The organism is Methanohalophilus halophilus, from assembly GCF_001889405.1.
GTDB classification, from domain to species: domain Archaea; phylum Halobacteriota; class Methanosarcinia; order Methanosarcinales; family Methanosarcinaceae; genus Methanohalophilus; species Methanohalophilus halophilus.
The window spans coordinates 1435682-1455606 of the sequence record NZ_CP017921.1 but is presented as its reverse complement, the minus strand read 5'-3'; the positions used below and the strand labels follow the sequence as shown (position 1 = coordinate 1455606).

The following is a 19925-nucleotide window of genomic DNA, read 5'->3' as shown; positions in this document are numbered from 1 at the left end:
TTTTTATGTTTGAAGGAGTTCTACCGGCTCTTATAACCCCGTTCACAAAAGACAATACCATTGACATCAGTGGTCTTAAACAAAACATAAGATATGCTGAAGAGGGAGGCGTCAGCGGAGTTGTGGCTTGCGGAACAACAGGCGAATCCGCCACCCTTTCTACTGTTGAACACAAAAAAGTGATCAATACTGCAGTGGAATGTGCCAATGTACCGGTAATTGCGGGAACCGGATCAAACAATACAGTTGAAGCCGTAGAACTTACAAAACATGCTGCCGATGCCGGGGCCGGGGGAGCACTCATCATATCCCCATACTACAACAAGCCCAATAATGCAGGACTGGTCCGTCACTTCACTGCAGTAGCAGAAGCAGCAGACATCCCCATCATATTATACAATGTACCTTCCAGAACCGGACAGGATATCCCACTGGAAGTAATTATCGAGCTTGCCAAGATTGACAATATCGTTGCGATCAAAGAAGCAAGTGGAAGTATTCCCAAAATCTCAGAGATAATCGAAAAAACAGTGGATGAAGATTTCAGCGTTATTTCCGGGGAGGATGGACTGACCTATCCTATTGTCGCCCTGGGCGGAGTAGGAGTAATTTCCGTTGTTGCAAATGTAGTTCCAAATATAATGTCCGAAATGGTAGAAGCCGCCCTTACAGGCGACATGGCAGCTGCCAGGAAAAAACATTATGAACTTGCACCCCTAATACGCGCCCTGTTTACTGAAACCAATCCTATACCTGTTAAACGTGCAATGGAAATGATAGGCATGCCTGCGGGTCCGTTGAGAGCACCACTGGCGCCCATCATGCCGGAGAATGAAAGGATACTGGAAGAAGCATTAAGAGGAATTGGGTGTCTCAAATGATACGGGCAGGAGTAATCGGAGCCTCAGGGAAAATGGGTGGCCTGATAATACAGAACATCACCAGAAGCGAAGGTATTGAACTGTCCTCTGCATTTGACCTGAATAAGCTCGGTGAAGATGCAGGAGATGTGGCAGGTGCAGGGAACCTCGGGGTTTCAATTACCAGCGTAGAAGATCTTGGAGAAATCCTCAAAGAAAGCAAAACCGACGTCCTGATTGATTTTACCATTGCAGCAGCAACTGCTTCCAACGCACCAATCGTCGCCGCAAGTGGTGTAAACCTTATTATCGGGACTACCGGTTTTAGCGAAGAACAAAAGGAAACAATAGAAGAAAGTATCCTTAAAAACGGTGTATCAGCCGTTATTGCTCCAAATTATGCAGTTGGTGTCAATGTATTTTTCAAGATTATCGAGGAAGCGGCCAAATACCTTCCCGATTACGACATAGAAGTCATTGAAGCACACCATAACCGCAAAAAAGACGCACCAAGTGGAACTGCAATGAGGGCTGCAGAGGTTATCGGTAAAGCTGTTGGGCGTGAAGAGTACATATTTGGCCGTCAGGGCAACGCACCTCGTAAAAATGAAATTGGCATTCATGCAATCCGTGGAGGAGATATTGCCGGTGACCACACGATTCTTTTTGCCGGAGAAGGCGAAAGGATTGAAATTAAACACCAGGCACATTCTCGCGATGCATTCGCCGCAGGTGCTGTAAAAGCTGCAATATGGTTAAAAGATAAAAAATCCGGCATTTATTCCATGGAAGATATCCTGGGACTATAAATTAAAGGAGATGATCTGCAATATTTTCACAGATCACTCTTTCGCAATAGCCACAACGTAATTCGATTTTACCTTCCACGGTATCCACATCAAATTTAGATTCTATGGGTTCATTACTGTTGGAAATGCAATTTGGATTGATACATTTTACAACACCTTCTACATGCGAGGGTATGCCCACCTGATTCTTTTCCTGAACATCATAGTCCCGGATTATATTGATGGTCGCACCAGGAGAAATAAGAGAGATTTTATCCACCTCACTACTCAGAAGTTCACGCCCCTCTATCTTGACCACATCTTTTTTTCCATATGAACTGGGAGCATTAATCAGGATACTGACAATTCCCCAGGAAGTTCCGGTTATACCCAGAATCTTGAGAACGTTGAGAGCCTGACCGGCGGTAATATGGTCAATGACTGTCCCTGAACATATGGGTTGTACACGAATTTCTTTTGTCGACACGTCACTCATTCAAACACCCCATAACAAGACAAAGTAAAGCCATTCTTATTGGAACACCATAAAAAGATTGGTCGAAGTATGAAGCATGGGCCGTTTTGTCAACTTGAGGGGTGATTTCGTTTGTTCGGGGGAGAGGATGCATGATCCGCAGGTTCTTCTTCGCATTTTTCAATACTTCAGGTGTAATCTGGAGGCGATTAGCGACTTTCTGATATTCTGCCGGATCAGGAAAACGTTCTTTCTGTATCCGTGTCATATAAAGCACCTCCACATCCTGTATGGCATCTTCAATGGAACTCTCCTCTATTACCTTAATATTTTTCTTTTTCAGATCCTCGATAATCTCTGAAGGCATTGAAAGTTCCGGTGGGGACACAAGGGTTATCTCGGCACCATAAAGAGAAAGGGCATAGCAAAGCGAATGTACAGTTCTGCCATATTTGAGATCTCCTGCAAGAGCTACTTTTAAACCTTCAAGATGGCTTTCGCGCTTGATAGTGTAAAGATCGAGAAACGTCTGTGTAGGATGATGGCCGGCACCATCGCCTGCATTGAGTATCGGTACTGCAGAAAATTCAGAAGCCAGTCGTGCAGCACCTTCCATTGGGTGGCGCAGTACAATGGCATTACTGTAACCGGCTACAACCCTTATGGTATCAGCAAGGGTTTCACCCTTTGCAACAGAACTTGCATCAACCGAACCAAGACTTAGCACTTCCCCGCCAAGTCGCATCATAGCAGCCTCAAAAGACATCCTTGTACGGGTGCTGGGCTCAAAAAACAGGACACCAAGCACCTTGCCTTTTAGGAGGTCGGAACTTGACTTTGACCTGGCAATTGGTTCCATTTCTTCGGCGACCTCCAGAACATGGTCAATCATATCCCGTGTGAATTCCTTCATAGAAATGATATGCATATGCTCAAATGACATCAAAATACAGCTCCTTGTAGATTAAAACTTTAGAGATTAGTTTCATAGTAATCAACTGCAGGCGTTTTTTATTCCTATGCGATTATTTGCGGATAGCGTATAAACTTATTGCCAATTATCATATTCCTTACTATTTGATTCCGCCCGTAGACATAATGATAAGTCTTCAAGACAACATCAAAGACTAATCTGGAAAACTTTATAGTGATTCACTTCTATTCTCCAGCCTGGAGAAATCATTACCAATAATTACAAATAAAAATTAACAAGGTGATCCTATTAAAACCATAATCCAGCTTGCTCTTGATATTTTGGAAATAGATAGAGCTGTGCAGATTGCTAAAGAAGCAGTCAAGGGAGATATCGACTGGATAGAAATCGGAACTCCCCTCATAAAAAGCGAGGGCATGGACGCAATTCGTACTCTCAGGAAAAAATTTCCCGCACACACCATCGTGGCAGATATGAAAATTGCAGATACCGGAAGCCTTGAAGTTGAAATGGCTGCAAAAGCCGGTGCAGATATTGTTATGGTTATGGCAACAGCCGATGACTCAACGATTAAAGATGCACTCCTGGCCGCGCGAAAATATGGAGTTCGACTCATGGCAGACCTCATTAGCACCCCCAAACCTGTTCAAAGGGCTGTAGAATTGGACAGGATAGGTGTGGACATCATTAATATCCACATGGGAATAGACCAGCAGATGACCGGGAAAACACCGGTAGATCTTGTTTTTGAGATTGCCTCCAAAATCAGGGCTGATATTGCTGTAGCAGGTGGACTGGATGAGCAGACTGCAGCCCTGTCTGTAGAAGCAGGTGCTGATATTGTTATTGTGGGCGGCAATATAATTCGCTCTGATAATGTAACAGAAGCCTCCAAAAAGATTCGCCATAGTGTAGATAATCCACAATTAGATCAGGCACAAAAACTCGATATGGACGAAGAAATACGCAAATTGTTCATGGAAATTTCCACTCCCAATATTTCAGATGCCATGCACCGACAAGGTGCCATGAAAAACATCAAGCCCATGCTAAATGATACCAAAATGGTAGGGCCGGCTATAACGGTGCAGACATTCGAGGGCGATTGGGCCAAAACAGTGGAAGCGATAGATGAAGCAAAAGAAGGCAATGTAATAGTAATTTATAATGGAAGTTCTGATATCGCACCCTGGGGGGGACTGGCAACCCAGAGCAGCCTAAACCGTGGTATCGCAGGCGTTGTGGTCGATGGAGCGGTAAGAGATATAGAAGAGATACGCAAAATCGGACTTCCGGTATTTGCCACTTCAAATGTACCAAATGCAGGCGATCCCAAAGGGTTTGGGGAAGTTAATGCGCTGATCAACTGTGGGGGGCAAAAGGTCAAACCCGGCGATTACATCATCGGTGATGATAACGGGGTTGTTGTAGTACCTGCAGAAAGAGCATACGAGATTGCAAGGCGAGCAAAGGAAGTACAAAAAACTGAAGAAAGATTATTTGATGAAATACGTAGGGGAGGGACACTTTCCGAAATCCTTAAACTCAAAAAGTGGGAGAAGCAAAAATGATAGTGATTGCCAAGATACTGCTATGCCTGGCATTTCTCTCCTATGCCTCCTACAGGGACATAAAGGAGCGCAGGGTAGGCAACAGGGTATGGGTAATTATGCTGGCGGCCTTTTCTCCCTTTATAGTTTATGAACTTGCAAGTTCATCCAGCCCGGTTACATATCTTATGCAAATGGCTATCTCCTTTGGACTAATTTTTGTTTTTTCCTACGTCCTGTTCTATCTGGGAGCATTCGGTGGTGCAGACGCCAAATTGTTGATGGTAATGTCCATTGTGTTTCCTTTCTATCCGGCATTTACTATGGGAGGAAACTATTTCCCCACAGAAGGTATTTCGATAATGAACTTTTTTACCTTTACAGTATTTGGTAATTCAATACTCCTGACAATAATAGTGCCCCTGGGGCTTTTTATCTATAACCTGAGCCGGCCTGACGTTAAAACCACCCTCAAAAAACCTTATTTTATGTTTATAGGCTACCGGGCACCTATAGGAAAACTTGAAAACAGGCATGTAAAACTCATGCAGCAGTACGAAAAAGATGAAAATGGCAACCTTCATACCTATTTCAGGAGAAGCGGTAAGGAAATCGATAGAGAAACTCTTGAAGAACTCAGGGGCTATTCAAAGAAGGGACTTATCAACAACATGGTGTGGGTTACCCCGGGTTTACCTTTTATAGTCCCGATAACCGCCGGTTTTTTAGCAGCTGTATTTTACGGCGACCTGATCTTTAAACTCACTTTATACTTCATGGCCTGACAAACAAGCCCTCAACAAAAACTTTTGATCTCTGACAAAAAAGCATCACCGTATTTTTCAAGTTTGCATTTACCGACTCCTGTTATGGTGAGCATCTGGTTTGCAGTTTGGGGTTTGCTGGAAGCCATCTGCTTCAAACTGGTATCCGCAAAGACAATGTAGGGTGGCACATTATCCCTTTTTGCAAATTGCAACCTGAGTCTGCGCAGTTTTTCAAATAACTTCGAATATTCACAATCAACAGTAGATGACTTCGAAGAAACCTTGCTTTGCCCGGCTGGTTTTTTCTTTGAATTTGTTGCAGCAGATGATTGAGGTACAATTACATTAGCACCATCATTGAGAGTCGCACGACTTTTCTTATTTAATTTTAAGACCGGATATCTTCCACCTTTCACTTCCAGAAATCCCAGGGAAGAGAGCCGATGAGAAAGGTCTTTCCAGTAATCTTGCGGATTGTGGGAACCATTACCATGACAATGGAGTCGGTGGTGACCACATGACACAATTTTTTTAGCCTTTGAACCTGCAATTACCGATGCAACATGTGTTGCCCCGAATTTCTGGTTCAACTCCTTTATGCACTTAAAAATAATTAATGCATCTTCTGTAACATCCACCTGCTGTGGCGGGTTAAGGCAAACGTCACAATAGCCACAATCTTTTTCGGTGGATTCTCCGAAGTATTCGAGTAAGATTTTCCTTCTACAGGTGACTGTTTCACAGTAATCCATCATTAGGCGTAACTTGGAAAGGGCAATTTCACGTTCTTTTTTAGAAGACATCTGTTCAATAAAGTATTGCTGTTTATACCAATCCCCTCTCTTGAAAAAAAGGATACAATCACAGGGTTGCCCGTCCCTGCCACCCCTGCCGGTTTGCTGATAATAACTTTCCAGGTCCGCTGGCAGGTCATAATGCATGACAAAACGTACATTGGACTTATCGATGCCCATCCCAAATGCAACTGTTGCCACAACTACCCTTATAGTACCATTCAGGAACTTTTCCTGAGCACGGTGTCTCAGTTCATCTGACATCCCGGCATGATAGAATGCCGCATTGACTCCTAATTTTTTCAGTCTGCCAGCAAGTCCTTCTACGGATTTTCGTGTCTGGCAATAAATAATCCCGGAGGATTCAGGATGAGAGCGCAGGTATGATGTGATTTGTTGATCTGCATTCTCCCCTGATTTAACCTCATAATAAAGGTTGGTCCGATTAAAACTTGCTACATACTTTTCAGACCTGACCATATTGAGTTGTTTTGTTATATCACGGGCAACTGCAGGAGTCGCAGTAGCTGTAAGTGCTATTAGAGGAACATCTGGAAAACCGGAGCGCAGGGCACCTAATTTTCTGTATTCAGGTCTGAAATCATGCCCCCACTGGGATATACAATGTGCTTCATCAACGGCAAAAAGATTTACATTTGCTTTTGCAAGCAATTTAAGAGTGGACGGCATAGCCAGTCTTTCGGGGGCCACATAGAGAAGATCGAGCTTTCCCCTTATTAGAGAATCCTTAACATGGCTCATTTCAGAACTATCAAGTGTACTGTTCATGTAGGCAGCGGCAATGCCACGTGAAAGCAACCTGTCAACCTGATCTTTCATAAGGGATATCAAAGGGGACACAACGACAGTAACACCCTCCATAAGCAGGGAAGGCAACTGGTAACACAAAGATTTGCCACCGCCGGTTGGCATCAATACAAATACATCTTTTTTATCCAGCACATCCTGAATAATATTTTCCTGCAGGGGTCGAAATTTGTCATAACCAAAATAGTCGTAGAGGGTTTGCCGCATGCTACATAGATTGTGCTGAATGCATATAAAGCTGTAAATAGCGGATTGAAAGTATTAATTGCAAAAGTTGCCAACCGGAAAACATATCTATATAAATTAAAAATTGCATCGATACGATTAAGTTATACCAAATACCTAGTAAGCACAAATCATCATAAACCATATGGAGTTTCCTTTCATGGTAAAAACCGAAAAATTCATTCCAAAAGCAATCGAGAAAATTAAAGCCAAAGCGCAGGGCAAAACTATCATCGCCCTCTCGGGAGGTGTTGACAGTTCCGTATGTGCAGTCCTTGCACACCGTGCAATTGGTGATAATCTGATACCGATCTATATAGATACGGGCCTTATGAGAAAAGGTGAAACCGAAAGAATAAAGGAAATATTCGGTGACATGAATCTCCAAATAATCGATGCAAAAGATCGTTTTCTTGATAGTTTGGTGGGAATAAAGGACCCTGAAGAAAAAAGAAAAGCTGTTGGTGAGACTTTTATTCGTGTGTTTGAAGAAGAAGCGCTCGATGTTGAGGCAGAATGTCTGATCCAGGGAACCATATACCCGGATAAGATTGAATCCGATGGTGGTATCAAATCTCATCACAACGTAGGCGGACTGCCCGAACACATTAATTTTAAACACATCATAGAACCCATTGATGACCTCTACAAGGATGAAGTGAGGGAAGTCGCCCATGCGCTTGGTCTGCCAGAAGAGATATGTGAAAGAATGCCATTCCCTGGGCCGGGTCTTTCAGTCAGGATAATCGGGGAAGTTACAAGAGAAAAGGTCGATGTTGTAAGAGAAGCAAATGCGATTGTGGAAGAAGAACTGCTTGAACAGTTCTGCCCCTGGCAGACATTCGCGGCGGTCTTGGGCAAAGGGACCGGCGTAAAAGGCGACCTCAGGGTACACGGCTGGATCGTTGCAGTGCGCGCAGTCGGTTCGAGGGATGGTATGACCGCAGAAGCCCTGGAATTGCCTTGGAATACCCTCAGGAAAATCAGCTCACGCATAACCGGGGAAATCCCCACTGCAGCAAGAGTTGTCTATGACATAACACCAAAACCACCTGCTACAATCGAGTTCGAATGAATCTTAATGATAGAATACTGGAAATTAGACAGCAGCAACGCATTAAAAAGGCTCCAAACAATGAGCCTGCTGCTGTCTGGACAGGCAGAGATCTTCTTCAGGGAGAAGTAACAGATACCCTTACCCTTATTTTCAAGACCAGTGGATGCTGGTGGGGGATAAAAGGAGGGTGTACCATGTGTGGTTTTGTTTATGACAGAGCCTCCACACCCCCGTCAGCTGAAGAACTCTTGCAGCAGTACGAAAAAGCACTTGGGCGTTCTTCCGGATTGCAGGAATTCATAGTTAAAATATTCACATCCGGCAGTTTCCTGGATGAAAAGGAAATTGATGCACAAGTCAGAAAAAACCTACTGAATAAACTGGAAGCAGACAAAAGGATCAAGAAAGTAATTGTAGAAACCCGGCCTGAATTTGTAACAGAAGATACCCTTACTTCCTGCACAGAAGTGCTCCAAGACACCGGTTTTGAAGTCGCTATTGGTCTTGAGACAAGCAATGATGTGATACGCAAACGTTCGATAAACAAGGGATTTACCTATGCAGGTTTTTCCCGTGCGGCACAACTTGCTCATGAGAATGATGTTACTGTTAAGGCATACCTGCTTCTCAAACCACCATTTTTGTCAGAAACCGAAGGAATGGATGACATTATAGATACGGTAGATGATATTGCCGATCTGGTTGACACGGTATCCATAAACCTGTGCAATGTCCAGAGAGGAACTTTTGTGGAACGCCTCTGGGAAAGAAACCAATACAGACCACCCTGGCTATGGAGTATTGTCAGAATACTCACCGAGTCCAAAAAGAAGCACCCCGATCTTGTGATCACCTCCGATCCCGTCGGAGCCGGTTCAAAGCGTGGACCTCATAACTGCAGGGAATGCAGCCACATGGTTGCCGATGCAATCAGGGATTATTCCCTTACGCAGGATATCGCAATATTGGAAAATCTCAACTGTGATTGCAAGGAAGAATGGGAAAAGATACTGGAACTTGACGGGTTAACCTTTGGTTGTCCCATCAAATCCTGAAAACTTAGAATACCATAGTGCCTATCCCGCCATCTGTAAACAGTTCCAGAAGGATGGAATGGGGCACACTTCCATTTATTATATGAACCCTTTCTACACCGTTTTCCACACTTGTGGATGCACTGCGCATTTTGGGGATCATACCCCCACCAATAATTCCCTCATCAATCAGATCCTCTACCTGGGGTGCCAGTACCCGTGAAATCCTTGTGGTAGTGTCTGAAGGGTCCCTCATAAGTCCTGCCACATCAGTCATTAGAATGAGTTTCTTGGCCTGCAGGGATTTGGCAATATCTCCGGCAACCGTATCTGCATTGATATTTAGGGCATTGCCCTCATTATCCACAGCAATCGGGGAAATCACAGGTATATAGCCCTGTTCTGTAACTATATGGATCAATTCCGGATTGATTATCTCGGTCTCTCCAACCCACCCCAGGTCCACACTATGTTCAATATCCTCTATCATAATCTTCTGGGCAGGTTTTTTGCGTGCCATTATCATCTTCCCGTCTTTACCGGAAAGACCCACACCTTTTGCACCGTGCTGACCAATCAGGGACACAATTTTCGTATTGATGCTGCCTACAAGGACCATACGGGCAATTTCCACAGTCTCGTCATCTGTAATACGCAAGCCGCCTACAAATTCGGGTTTCTTGCCCATCTGCTCCATTTTTTCAGTAATTTCAGGTCCGCCGCCATGTACGATAACCGGATGTATGCCCACGAATCTGAGTAGCACAATGTCCTCAACAATTGCACTCATTATTTCGGGATCTACCATTGCGTGCCCTCCAACCTTTATAACCATAAAAGAATCATAAAAATCACGAATGTAGGGAAGGGCTTCTATCAATATATTTTCCTTCTTATAGTGGCCTTCTGACATAAAGGCTACATAGGAAAACAATGTTTTAAACCTTTTGTAAAGAAAAAATAGATAAATAAGGGGATTACCCCTATATGAGTATAATAAAAAAGGAATAGAAATAATCAGACTTGCTCAAGTTTGATTATGCCTGGTTTTTCTTTTCTTACAAAAGGTTTGTTGATTTTGTCAGGCATCCAGTCTGGTTTGTTCTTGGGAGCATCAACTTCCTGTTTCCAACCATAGAAAATATGTACTTTCTTGGTTCCCCTTTCACGGAGCATGATTTTATCAGGGTTTTTCTTGGTGCCTTTACCACGGTTTGCAACTTTAAGAGCTGCCTGCCTTGGTTGCTTTCCTGTAAATACCCCATGTTCGTTTCCTTTCTCATCCCTTAATACAAAATTTCTCGGTTCTGACTTAGACATTTGATCACCTTGTCCACCGTTACCGGTTATTGATTAATTGTAATGTTGTTATATATATAATTAACTTTTAATGTTGCCTTTTGATAATGATTTGGCCGAAAATCAACCAAAAGGGTTAATGCACAGTAGTAAACACATACAATAAATTCGTCAACAAAACATTTACATGCTATGAATAAGTTTCAATTATAGTTTTAAATTACCCCACCGATTCATTTTACATAACCCGTTTTGAGGTCATTTACATGAAACTCCCAGTATTAGACTTACCAGATGTTCAGGCAAATAAACCAAAAGTACCGATTAACCTCACCAGAGTCGGTGTAACCGACGTAAAAAAACTGGTAGAGATTAAGAGAAAAGATAAAAGGCCAATCGTTCTTATATCTACTTTTGATATTTTTGTTGATCTGCCCTCTGACAGAAAGGGAGCGAACCTTTCACGTAATTTTGAAGCTATAGACGAAGTTCTCGAAAAGGCAGTCAATATGCCTGTTTATGAGATAGAAGAACTTTGCGGCGATGTTGCACAGAACCTTCTCACAAGACATGAATATGCCACTCAGGCAGAAGTGATAATGAAAAGTGAGTATGTGATCAAACGTGAAGCACCTGTGAACAAAATGCAATGTCAGGAAGTTGTCGATATATTCGCAGAATCCATTGCAATCCGTGATGAAGAAAACAACATAGAAGTCAAGAAACTTATTGGTTCCGAAGTTGTAGGAATGACCGCATGCCCCTGTGCACAGGAAATTATGCGGGATAAGGCCATGAAAGAACTTACAGAACTTGGAGTGGATGAGAAGACCGTATCCCTATTCCTCAAAAGGATGCCGATGCCCACCCACAATCAGCGCGGCAGGGGTATAATATCTATCCAGACAAACTGTGATGTCGAAGTGTCCCTGGAAGAAATAATAAAGATTATCGAAACATCCATGAGTACAAGTGTCTTCGAATTACTAAAGCGCCAGGACGAAGCTTTTGTGGTAGAAACCGCTCACAGAAATCCAAAATTCGTCGAAGACTGTGTGAGAACAATGGCACAGAAAGTTGTAGAAAAGTTCCCCCACCTGCCCGATGATGCTGTCGTAACTATTAAGCAGATAAATGAGGAAAGCATACACAGGCATAATGCATTTGCAGAAAGGGTTGCAGATTTCAGTGACCTCAAAGATGAGATTGCAAATAGTTAAAGAAGGCAATATAAATGGAACATGTAGAAACATCTGACATCGATGGACATCCCCTTGAAAAAGGCATGGTGGCGAGATATCTCAATACCGGAACCCTGGGAGAGATTATTGATATAAAGGAAGATGATGAAGGCACATGGGCCCTGATGAATACCACAGAGCTTTACTACAGGGTCGATACGTTAAAAGTATCAGGCGAAAAAGTAGGAAAAAGGGGAGAAAAAGAATACAGTGCCAGCGATGTCAAGGATTACCTGCTCAGCCAGGAGGAGGAAACCTCTTCAGGAAACCTGGAGAATGTATATCAGTCCACTGGAGGGGGCTGATTACAATAAACCTTCTTCCTCAAGCAACGTAAGGGAGCGAATCCATTCACCCCGGGGCTCCCTTGAAGTACCTACTACAAGCCTTTTTTTATGCCCCAGTTCCTCAACCACCCCCCTTGCATCTATTCGTTCTCCTGCTAATGCCTGACCCGAATAGGTGTGCGTATATGAGAGGATATGATCGATCTCCTCATGATCAATTTTATACAATGCAGGATTATCAAAAGCAAATGTTGCATCTGTAACAGTAGCTTTTATTTGTATATGCTCAGTATCTGTACCCCTTTCCAGGGGGTGATGTATCTGGCTCCAATCTCTTGTGAAAAGGAGATCAAAATAGGTGCCATCCACCATTCCACGATTTCCTTTTCTCAATTCATGCAGAAGAAACTCATCATATGAAATTTCAGGAGAACGTTTTCTGTAAATACGTTGCCACATATTCTCATCGATTGCCTCAATACGGCAACCGGATACTTTTGCTCTGTTTATAGTATCCCGTGCTTTAAACCAGGCCGGCCCGTAAACCACAAAATCAATATCAGACATGTCATTTTGTAAACCAGGGAGGATTGAACCGGTAACTCCCTGTTTGCTCATAGGTATACCGGAATCAGAAAGAACCTTAACAATTGTTTTGATTCGTTCATCCGAGTCAACTAATTCAGGTAGCCGGTCTACAGGGCTGAGAATTTCTGAAACCCGTTCCTGTGGGATTATATGTACATCAGCTATCCAATCCGGGTGATGCTTGCGCATGTAATCAAAAGAATCGGTGAAATCGTATTTCCTGTACTTCTTTCCGTTTGCAAAGCGATTTCCCTCCTCATCCGGAGCATACCTTAGTATTCCCCTTATACCATCGGGGTGGAAGTAATCGACTACCGAAAATAAACAGTCTTCGTCTGTGCGTACAAAATCCCTTAATCTGGTCCTGATCATCCATAGCCTTCCTTTATTAAATGCAAGAGGGAAATCATGATTAATAAATTACAAATACCTGAGCAAGGCAATTTCATTACAATCGGGGAATTTTGGACATTTTATGCAACCGACCCATACCTTATGAGGAAGTGATGCTTTTTCAACTTTTGAAAAACCCTGTCTTTCAAAAAATTCTGGCACGTAAGTAAGGGTAAATGCTCTTTTCACGCCGATGTTTTTGCCTTCTTCGATACTGGCATCCAGTAGCATGGAGCCGATGCCCATTCCAGTGCTCCCGGGTTTAACAGCAAAAGAAAGGATTTCTGCCAGATCTTCCCATACAACCTGAAGAGCACAACAACCAATCACTTCACCATTTTCCTCATAAACATAAAAGTTCCTTATGTTTTCATACAGTTCCCCGACAGAGCGAGGTAACATAATTTCTTTTTTAGCATAGCTGTTTATGAGGTCTTTCATGGGAGTTACATCTTCAATTACAGCCTTACGAATTAGACCCGGTAACTGCTTATGGATATTAGATTCCTCCAAAATAATAGCATGAATGGTACGAATGAACAAAAAGATAAATAAAAATATCGAGTCAAAATTGTAATAACCCTGTCTGGGAGATATAAGTGACAGGGATAAATAATATAAAAATTACAATAATATCATAAAAACTATAATCACTCTTCAGAATCGATTTCTTTATACATTGAGATACCAGTACTTTTCAGGTCACCTTCAAGTAACTCAACATCTTCCATTTCAAGGAATTTAATTGCCACATCTGACAAAGTTTTCCTGTAGGATGAAGGCAATTGCAGAGCCTTTAAACCCTTACACCTGGTGATAATCTGCATAATATCCGTATTGCTCGGCCTGAAAGACAGATGTACAACTTCTTCATCTTCTTTAAGCGTTTCAATCTCATATTTGGAATTCAACATCCTTATTCTCATCAACTCACCTCTATGAATTAATCGATATTGCACAAATACATATAGTATTCTTTGTATAACAATATATAATTCGTATTTCATAGTATTTAATTACAATAGAGAATAGAAGAATTTACAAACTTGAGTATAAAAAGAAATACACAATAATGAGTTACATAATAAGAAAATGGCGGGCGTGAAGGGAGTTGAACCCCTGACTTACAGCTTAGGAGGCTGCCGCCATATCCTGGCTAGGCCACACGCCCGCTTCCGACACATCCTGAATGTAAAAACAATCATTTATACTTATTGGTAAAATCAAATCCCAGGAAATTATTTCAGTCAAATTTGCTGACATATGGTTTAATATCAAGTACAGGAGTACCATCTATAGCATCAAGACCTTCTACTTCCAGGGTTAATCCATCGACTGAAAGCAGATTTACCGTTGTTATCCCTATACCATTTGGCCGATGGGGGCTGCGGGTGGCAAATAGTCCAACCAATTTACCATCGGTTCGACGCTTTTGCTTTAATTTATAACCCTGACTTTTGTCAAACTGAAACAATATCTGGATTTTCTTAAATTCATCAACTCCATCCAAGGCTTCTGCAAAATCAGGATAGATTTCAATAAAGGAAATTGATGAATACATTTTTTCATCAAATACAGGTTCTTTAAAGGTACTTTTCACGTAACCAACAGATTCCGGATAGCATGTGTTTTTCATGTATCAATCATACCTGCTATCAAATAAAAATATAATGGAAATACTTATAGTGATTTGCCTACAGGATTAACGGTTGCTTAATCCATCAACAAAAGAGCCTTATTTGGGCAATGAGAAACACACTGACCGCAAGAATTACATTTTTGCATGTCTATTTGAACGCGTCCGCAACTATAGAAAATTGCATTCTCACCACAAACAGATATACATTTTCTACAGCCTTTGCAGCCGAATACGGCTACATGTGACCCATAAACCATGAAATGCTGTCTGACTTCATATTAGTTAACCCTGATGAGTAAAGAAAAAGTTATATACTGACATATTCATGCAAAAGCAATGGCAAATATCCAGCAAGCAGAAGCAGGCTCTTTTTACAGTTATCTTTCAACCGGTTGCAAAATGTGCCGCGATGGTGCAAAAATGGTATTATACATAACCGGTCGTTGCGGTAAGAATTGTTTTTATTGCCCGCTATCAGAAGAGAGAAAAGGCGATGCCGTATATGCCAATGAAAAGAAAGTGCAATGCGACGATGAAGTAATAGAAGAAAGCATGCGTATGCAGGCCCTGGGAACAGGAATTACGGGTGGTGAACCACTCCTTGAAGTTGAAAGAATCCTGCATTATATCCACCTACTGAAAAGTACTTTCGGACAAAAGTACCATATTCATCTCTATACTGCCTTACCAGTAGATGAAAAAATAATTAATAATCTTGTGGAAGCAGGACTGGACGAGATACGTTTTCATCCTCCTCTGGAGGAATGGGGAAATATTGAAAAAAGTAAATTTAAGACGGCAATCCTCAATTGTAAACAAGCGGGATTGGAAACAGGAATCGAAGTGCCTGCCATAGAGGGTGTTGGAAAGTTCGCTGATTTGTGTGATACCGTTGACTGCTACATCAATTTCAATGAACTGGAATTTACAGATACAAATTATGAGGAATTGCATCGCAGAGGATACCGGTTAAAGAATGATATTTCAAATGCTGTAGCAGGTTCACGAGATAGTGCATTAGAAGTCATGAAACATTTTAAAAGGGGTCATTTCTGTTCATCTGCGTATAAAGACGCTATCCAGCTAAGGAAACGTCTTATCAGGATTGCAGAAACTACCTCTCGCCCATTTGACGAAATTACCGATGATGGAACTATAATATTTGGAATAATACATACTAAAAATACTGCTAAAATACTTGAGCAATTGCAGGAATTAGAAGTTCCTGAAGAAATGTATGAACTAAAGGAAAATAATATTGAGATCGCATCTTGGATACTTGAAGATATCGCAGATGAGATCCGGGACATTAGTGATAAAATTGAAATTATTGAAAGATACCCGACATCAGACGGCCTGATTGTGGAAAGCATGCCTGTTTAAAGTGCAAAAGTGCCATTGAACTTAAAATAAAACAATATGTTTTTATGTTAAAATGAAGTATAAGGGGCAGTTCGAGCCCTAAAAGGCAGGCAAATGGGTATCCCGGATCAGAAAAATAAAAGGTCTTGCGATTGTTTCTTTTCAAGGATACATATTACAAGTTAGCATAAATATATATGCAAAAATAACATAGTTTAGATAGAGGTGTTCGTGCTGGAAACCATAGAAAACCGGGTAAGATCAAGGCTGATAAAATATCTTGGCCGGGATGACACAGGGATACGCAAAGTGGTACTTAAACTGTTCCTTGACGGCGGAAAATATACCACCAATGATATCTATAAATTCCTTCACGAAAAGGATTTTGATATCAGTTACAGGGGAGTTTCAGCTATGGTTGGACTCATGAACACACGCCTGGGAATCCTGAGTATTGATGTAACCGGCGATCACAATATCTATTTATTAAAAAATGATTACAGGGATATCGTACGTTCAGTACTAGACAATTATTAACATCACCTGTAGCTCTGATAATGATGTGGCGGATATTACCTGAACTGTTGTATAAAGGATATGAGTTTTTCCTGGAAAGAAATATCCGTAATTCAAAATTGCCACAGCATATTGCTATTATAATGGATGGAAACCGCAGATACGCCAAAAAACTGGGTAAATTCACCTCATACGGCCATACCCGGGGAGCCGATATTACTGAAAAAGTCATTGAATGGTCCTATGAAAATGGCATCAAGGAACTTACAATATATGCTTTTTCTACTGAAAATTTCAACAGGAAAAAAGACGAGAAGAAAAGCATACTAAAACTTATAGGAACCAGACTTGAAGAAATGTGTGTTGATGAAAGGACACACAAAAGACGGCTGAAAGTACGTATAATCGGAGACAGAACCCTTTTGCCCGGGGACCTCTTGCAGAGTATTGATAAAGTTGAGATGGCAACAAAGGACTATGACAGGCTAAAACTTAACATTGCAATTGCTTATGGCGGAAGACAGGATATCATACAGGCAATACGTGAAGTTGCCAGAAAGGTAAAAACAGGAGATATCGAAATGGGCGATATAACTGAAAAAACCATCTCCAGACACCTATATCCTGAAGAAAATTCAGCTGTATCAAATGTTGATCTCATAATCCGCACAGGGGGAAATGAAAGGGTATCGAATTTCCTCCCCTGGCAAGCATGTGGAAATGAATGTGCAGCCTATTTCTGCGCTCCCTACTGGCCGGATTTCAGGAAAATCGATTTCCTTCGTTCCATCCGTACATACCAGCAGAGACAGGAGGAGAGAAGCCGAACACTTTCCAACAGGGCACTGCATTTTATCCATAACATTGAGAAAAAACTGGATGTAAGAGATGTTGATACTCAACCAAAAAAAAATCCTGAAAAAAATAGCTAAAATTTATTAAAGGCCGGTATCATCAGAAACCATGACGGGAGGGCGATGGAAACCGGCCAGCCTTTTTATTGTTAATTGTTCCTAAAGTGGTCCAGTTTTTCATAGCGTTTTGTTCTCTCTATAAGACTTTTGAAGAATTCATCCATACTGATCACCTCAATAAGAAATAAGAATATAAACTATTTTAAGGACCTCCAAGCAAGGTGAAAGTAATATAGAAGATTCAAAAACAGCCACTCTTCAGACAATATTTATTTATTCTTCCAGATAGGTTATGAAAATACCTAGCGCATGGAGTTGAAAATGAAACCCGTTGACATTTATGGAAATGTATTTTACAATGAGGATTGCATTACAGGAGCTGCAACTCATATCCCCGATGAATCGGTGGATCTGATAATTACCGATCCTCCATATGGGATAAAAGGGGACAAATTACACCAGCATTACAATAGAAATGAAAAATTTGTGGTTGATGGATACGTAGAAATCCCGGAAGATAAATACGCAGATTTCAGCCTGGCCTGGATTAAAGAAGCAGAAAGAATTCTAAAACCTGGTGGCTCCATCTACATTGTTTCAGGATACACAAATCTCTACCATATCCTCCATGCCCTTTACCAGACAAATCTGGAAGAGATCAATCATATAATATGGAAATACAATTTTGGTGTTTATACAAAAGCAAAATACGTATCCTCCCATTATCATATTTTATACTACGAAAAACCCGGCAAAAGTCGCACATTTAATCTGGAATCAAGATATGGAACATGTGAAAAAACAGAAGACGGGAGATCGCTGAATTATAGGGACAGGGAAGATGTCTGGGTAATTAACAGGGAGTACAAACCCGGCAAAGTTAAAAATAAAAATGAACTGCCCCACAAACTCCTGAAAAAAATTATTCAATACAGTAGTAATGAAGGCGACCTTGTTTGTGACATGTTCCTGGGCGGATTTTCAACTGCAGCCGTTGCAATCGGTCTGAACAGGCACTGCGTTGGCTTTGAAATATCAGAAACGATGTTTAGAACAAAAACCCGGGAAATTGACCAAAGCAACGTTATTAAACCGGGATTTATGATCCCGGAATTACGCAAACCTGTCATCAAGAATATGGAAAACCAGGGTAAGGCCTGGACTTCACAAGAGACGGATTACCTGTTTACAAGATACAGGGAATTGCGCCAAAAGGGATTAAACAAAAAAGATACTATAGAGACAATTGGCGAGGAATTGGGCAGAGGTAGATGGAGCGTTGAGAAAGCAATAAAGAAAACTAGCAAAAAGGATGAAAATAGGCAACCACAATAAACCCTATCATCTGGACTTCATCAGATTCACAATTTAATTCCTGTTGTATAATTAATTGTTTTAGACGTGGTAAATACAAATGAAAACACATTATTTTTTAGCAAAAAAGAGTCCAGATTCGTACTATCTTTAAAAATATCGCTTAGAAAAAGGCTCCTGCGAACACCTTTTATGTCTATGAATTTACGCGGCAAGACAGGAATTTCCCAACCTGTAATATGTTCTATCAGCTCAAACATCGCAATGATACATGCTCTTTCATTTTCAGTAGATGTCCACTGGCATTGATACCCGGAAAGACCCATATGATAAGAACTGACCTGACCTCTTGAGGTATTCAAACCGGTTCCCTTAAGGAGAGGAAACAGCCATTCGGATAATAAATATTCAAACTTATACGTGTCAATTAATTCGAAAGAATCCAGAAATGCCGGGGACCTGAAAAAATTCATAACCCATTCATGAACATTCGATCTGAATCTGTGACGCTGTCCATTTACATAAGAGGAATCGGCAAGCCATACAAGGCTTCTGGTCTTTGTATCCATGCCAGACTCGGATTCAAACAACCAGAGAAGAAAGTGGATAGTATTTAAGGGATATTTCCTCCTGTAACTTTGGAGATAGATCCCCCTTAGAAGGTTCGGATTCAGTGAATTTGAATGACCTTCAAGGCAGTCCTGACAGCTAGATCCTATTATGTGATGTCCAATGGAGAAGATGCATGGATGATATATATCCAGATCCACAGCAATATATTTTCCTTCAAGCAACTTATTGTGGAAATCTCCCACAGTAGCTGAAAAACTTAATGTTTTATAGTCATACACACCAACTATGTCCCATCCAAATTTGGTTTTAAGGAATGAGGCACTTAGAAGAGAGTCAATATCGTTGCCAATAATCATACCCTCAATGTTCTGTGGATCATAGAATGGGTAAAAATTTCTAACAATAGTAGAAGGGACATTGCATCCACTATCCCTCAAAACAGACATTTCAATCTCCTTTTACTTCATATAAATCTAAAAATTACACT

At 41.4% G+C, this 19925-nt stretch carries 23 protein-coding genes and 1 tRNA gene; 12 read left to right on the top strand and 12 right to left on the bottom strand.

Features of this window, described 5'->3' with window-relative positions:
- The first annotated feature begins 5 nt into the window (after positions 1-5).
- Both dapA and dapB read left to right on the top strand, forming a co-directional pair.
- On the top strand, positions 6-881 hold the full coding sequence (gene dapA, locus BHR79_RS07535; protein ID WP_072561760.1) for a 4-hydroxy-tetrahydrodipicolinate synthase: 876 nt from the start codon (positions 6-8) through the stop codon (positions 879-881).
- Positions 878-1669: a 4-hydroxy-tetrahydrodipicolinate reductase gene (gene dapB / locus BHR79_RS07530; protein WP_072561759.1), complete on the top strand. Its 792-nt coding sequence runs from the start codon at positions 878-880 to the stop codon at positions 1667-1669. The genes dapA and dapB overlap by 4 nt, the downstream gene beginning before the upstream one ends.
- Before the next feature lies 1 nt (position 1670).
- On the opposite strand, the gene pyrI is transcribed toward dapB, so the two are convergent.
- Together pyrI and pyrB are read right to left on the bottom strand one after the other, a co-directional pair.
- Positions 1671-2144: an aspartate carbamoyltransferase regulatory subunit gene (gene pyrI / locus BHR79_RS07525; protein ID WP_072561758.1), complete on the bottom strand. Its 474-nt coding sequence runs from the start codon at positions 2142-2144 to the stop codon at positions 1671-1673.
- On the bottom strand, positions 2137-3066 hold the full coding sequence (pyrB, locus tag BHR79_RS07520) for an aspartate carbamoyltransferase (protein WP_072561757.1): 930 nt from the start codon (positions 3064-3066) through the stop codon (positions 2137-2139). The genes pyrI and pyrB overlap by 8 nt, the downstream gene beginning before the upstream one ends.
- A 278-nt stretch (positions 3067-3344) precedes the next feature.
- Between pyrB and hxlA the strand changes: the two genes are divergently transcribed.
- Both hxlA and BHR79_RS07510 read left to right on the top strand, forming a co-directional pair.
- Positions 3345-4628, top strand: coding sequence for a 3-hexulose-6-phosphate synthase (hxlA, locus tag BHR79_RS07515; RefSeq protein ID WP_072561756.1), 1284 nt, complete (start codon positions 3345-3347; stop codon positions 4626-4628).
- Positions 4625-5392, top strand: a complete 768-nt coding sequence (locus BHR79_RS07510; RefSeq protein ID WP_072561755.1) for an A24 family peptidase C-terminal domain-containing protein — start codon at positions 4625-4627, stop codon at positions 5390-5392. Before hxlA ends, BHR79_RS07510 begins: the two co-directional genes overlap by 4 nt.
- A gap of 11 nt (positions 5393-5403) precedes the next feature.
- On the opposite strand, the gene recQ is transcribed toward BHR79_RS07510, so the two are convergent.
- Positions 5404-7203, bottom strand: a complete 1800-nt coding sequence (recQ, locus tag BHR79_RS07505; protein WP_072561754.1) for a DNA helicase RecQ — start codon at positions 7201-7203, stop codon at positions 5404-5406.
- Positions 7204-7381: 178 nt separating this feature from the next.
- Between recQ and guaA the strand changes: the two genes are divergently transcribed.
- Both guaA and BHR79_RS07495 read left to right on the top strand, forming a co-directional pair.
- Positions 7382-8296, top strand: a complete 915-nt coding sequence (gene guaA, locus BHR79_RS07500) for a glutamine-hydrolyzing GMP synthase (RefSeq protein WP_072562343.1) — start codon at positions 7382-7384, stop codon at positions 8294-8296.
- Entirely contained in the window at positions 8293-9333 is a 1041-nt protein-coding gene (locus tag BHR79_RS07495) for an archaeosine biosynthesis radical SAM protein RaSEA (RefSeq protein WP_072561753.1), read from the top strand. The genes guaA and BHR79_RS07495 overlap by 4 nt, the downstream gene beginning before the upstream one ends.
- 4 nt (positions 9334-9337) lie before the next feature.
- On the opposite strand, the gene argB is transcribed toward BHR79_RS07495, so the two are convergent.
- Positions 9338-10225: an acetylglutamate kinase gene (gene argB, locus BHR79_RS07490; protein WP_072562342.1), complete on the bottom strand. Its 888-nt coding sequence runs from the start codon at positions 10223-10225 to the stop codon at positions 9338-9340.
- A gap of 104 nt (positions 10226-10329) precedes the next feature.
- Complete coding sequence (locus tag BHR79_RS07485) at positions 10330-10632, bottom strand: non-histone chromosomal MC1 family protein (RefSeq protein WP_072561752.1); 303 nt, start codon at positions 10630-10632, stop codon at positions 10330-10332.
- Between the two features lie 245 nt (positions 10633-10877).
- Between BHR79_RS07485 and mptA the strand changes: the two genes are divergently transcribed.
- Both mptA and BHR79_RS07475 read left to right on the top strand, forming a co-directional pair.
- Positions 10878-11831, top strand: coding sequence for a GTP cyclohydrolase MptA (mptA, locus tag BHR79_RS07480; protein ID WP_072561751.1), 954 nt, complete (start codon positions 10878-10880; stop codon positions 11829-11831).
- Positions 11832-11845: 14 nt separating this feature from the next.
- Positions 11846-12157, top strand: coding sequence for a DUF2098 domain-containing protein (locus BHR79_RS07475; RefSeq protein ID WP_072561750.1), 312 nt, complete (start codon positions 11846-11848; stop codon positions 12155-12157).
- Here the strand turns inward: BHR79_RS07475 and BHR79_RS07470 are convergent, their stop codons facing one another.
- The 6 genes from BHR79_RS07470 to BHR79_RS10895 form a co-directional block, all read right to left on the bottom strand.
- Positions 12158-13099 (bottom strand): DNA polymerase subunit beta, encoded by a 942-nt coding sequence (locus BHR79_RS07470; RefSeq protein WP_072561749.1) that lies wholly within the window; start codon positions 13097-13099, stop codon positions 12158-12160.
- Between the two features lie 48 nt (positions 13100-13147).
- On the bottom strand, positions 13148-13618 hold the full coding sequence (locus tag BHR79_RS07465) for an N-acetyltransferase (RefSeq protein ID WP_280522254.1): 471 nt from the start codon (positions 13616-13618) through the stop codon (positions 13148-13150).
- 152 nt (positions 13619-13770) lie between these two features.
- A complete protein-coding gene (locus BHR79_RS07460; protein ID WP_072359837.1) occupies positions 13771-14046 on the bottom strand; it encodes a DUF1699 family protein in 276 nt (91 codons plus the stop codon).
- Positions 14047-14213: 167 nt separating this feature from the next.
- Positions 14214-14291 (bottom strand) — tRNA-Arg (locus BHR79_RS07455).
- Positions 14292-14363: 72 nt separating this feature from the next.
- Entirely contained in the window at positions 14364-14756 is a 393-nt protein-coding gene (gene tsaA, locus BHR79_RS07450; RefSeq protein ID WP_072561747.1) for a tRNA (N6-threonylcarbamoyladenosine(37)-N6)-methyltransferase TrmO, read from the bottom strand.
- A gap of 77 nt (positions 14757-14833) precedes the next feature.
- Positions 14834-15016, bottom strand: coding sequence for a 4Fe-4S binding protein (locus BHR79_RS10895; RefSeq protein WP_072561746.1), 183 nt, complete (start codon positions 15014-15016; stop codon positions 14834-14836).
- A 79-nt stretch (positions 15017-15095) separates the two neighbouring features.
- Between BHR79_RS10895 and BHR79_RS07440 the strand changes: the two genes are divergently transcribed.
- The 4 genes from BHR79_RS07440 to BHR79_RS07425 all read left to right on the top strand — a co-directional run bounded on the left by BHR79_RS07440 (position 15096) and on the right by BHR79_RS07425 (position 18886).
- Positions 15096-16142, top strand: coding sequence for a radical SAM protein (locus BHR79_RS07440; RefSeq protein ID WP_072561745.1), 1047 nt, complete (start codon positions 15096-15098; stop codon positions 16140-16142).
- A 204-nt stretch (positions 16143-16346) separates the two neighbouring features.
- Positions 16347-16658 carry a DUF2551 domain-containing protein gene (locus tag BHR79_RS07435; protein WP_225420068.1) on the top strand — a complete coding sequence of 104 codons (312 nt, stop codon included), beginning with the start codon at positions 16347-16349 and terminating at the stop codon, positions 16656-16658.
- Positions 16659-16678: 20 nt separating this feature from the next.
- Positions 16679-17569 (top strand): polyprenyl diphosphate synthase, encoded by an 891-nt coding sequence (gene uppS, locus BHR79_RS07430; RefSeq protein WP_322787679.1) that lies wholly within the window; start codon positions 16679-16681, stop codon positions 17567-17569.
- Between the two features lie 303 nt (positions 17570-17872).
- On the top strand, positions 17873-18886 hold the full coding sequence (locus BHR79_RS07425) for a DNA-methyltransferase (RefSeq protein ID WP_072561743.1): 1014 nt from the start codon (positions 17873-17875) through the stop codon (positions 18884-18886).
- Positions 18887-18912: 26 nt separating this feature from the next.
- On the opposite strand, the gene BHR79_RS07420 is transcribed toward BHR79_RS07425, so the two are convergent.
- Entirely contained in the window at positions 18913-19884 is a 972-nt protein-coding gene (locus BHR79_RS07420; protein WP_072561742.1) for a hypothetical protein, read from the bottom strand.
- Positions 19885-19925 lie beyond the last annotated feature (41 nt).

What these genes read in the sequence shown, in the direction of transcription:
- recQ (WP_072561754.1), bottom strand. Translation starts at nt 7,203, where the DNA reads ATGCGGCAAACCCTCTACGACTATTTTGGTTATGACAAATTTCGACCC.
- dapA (WP_072561760.1), top strand. Translation starts at nt 6, where the DNA reads ATGTTTGAAGGAGTTCTACCGGCTCTTATAACCCCGTTCACAAAAGAC.
- BHR79_RS07510 (WP_072561755.1), top strand. Translation starts at nt 4,625, where the DNA reads ATGATAGTGATTGCCAAGATACTGCTATGCCTGGCATTTCTCTCCTAT.
- pyrI (WP_072561758.1), bottom strand. Translation starts at nt 2,144, where the DNA reads ATGAGTGACGTGTCGACAAAAGAAATTCGTGTACAACCCATATGTTCA.
- BHR79_RS07440 (WP_072561745.1), top strand. Translation starts at nt 15,096, where the DNA reads ATGGCAAATATCCAGCAAGCAGAAGCAGGCTCTTTTTACAGTTATCTT.
- guaA (WP_072562343.1), top strand. Translation starts at nt 7,382, where the DNA reads ATGGTAAAAACCGAAAAATTCATTCCAAAAGCAATCGAGAAAATTAAA.
- BHR79_RS07420 (WP_072561742.1), bottom strand. Translation starts at nt 19,884, where the DNA reads ATGTCTGTTTTGAGGGATAGTGGATGCAATGTCCCTTCTACTATTGTT.
- BHR79_RS10895 (WP_072561746.1), bottom strand. Translation starts at nt 15,016, where the DNA reads ATGGTTTATGGGTCACATGTAGCCGTATTCGGCTGCAAAGGCTGTAGA.
- BHR79_RS07475 (WP_072561750.1), top strand. Translation starts at nt 11,846, where the DNA reads ATGGAACATGTAGAAACATCTGACATCGATGGACATCCCCTTGAAAAA.
- mptA (WP_072561751.1), top strand. Translation starts at nt 10,878, where the DNA reads ATGAAACTCCCAGTATTAGACTTACCAGATGTTCAGGCAAATAAACCA.
- BHR79_RS07460 (WP_072359837.1), bottom strand. Translation starts at nt 14,046, where the DNA reads ATGAGAATAAGGATGTTGAATTCCAAATATGAGATTGAAACGCTTAAA.
- BHR79_RS07485 (WP_072561752.1), bottom strand. Translation starts at nt 10,632, where the DNA reads ATGTCTAAGTCAGAACCGAGAAATTTTGTATTAAGGGATGAGAAAGGA.
- pyrB (WP_072561757.1), bottom strand. Translation starts at nt 3,066, where the DNA reads ATGTCATTTGAGCATATGCATATCATTTCTATGAAGGAATTCACACGG.
- dapB (WP_072561759.1), top strand. Translation starts at nt 878, where the DNA reads ATGATACGGGCAGGAGTAATCGGAGCCTCAGGGAAAATGGGTGGCCTG.
- uppS (WP_322787679.1), top strand. Translation starts at nt 16,679, where the DNA reads ATGATGTGGCGGATATTACCTGAACTGTTGTATAAAGGATATGAGTTT.
- argB (WP_072562342.1), bottom strand. Translation starts at nt 10,225, where the DNA reads ATGTCAGAAGGCCACTATAAGAAGGAAAATATATTGATAGAAGCCCTT.
- tsaA (WP_072561747.1), bottom strand. Translation starts at nt 14,756, where the DNA reads ATGAAAAACACATGCTATCCGGAATCTGTTGGTTACGTGAAAAGTACC.
- BHR79_RS07425 (WP_072561743.1), top strand. Translation starts at nt 17,873, where the DNA reads ATGAAACCCGTTGACATTTATGGAAATGTATTTTACAATGAGGATTGC.
- BHR79_RS07495 (WP_072561753.1), top strand. Translation starts at nt 8,293, where the DNA reads ATGAATCTTAATGATAGAATACTGGAAATTAGACAGCAGCAACGCATT.
- BHR79_RS07470 (WP_072561749.1), bottom strand. Translation starts at nt 13,099, where the DNA reads ATGATCAGGACCAGATTAAGGGATTTTGTACGCACAGACGAAGACTGT.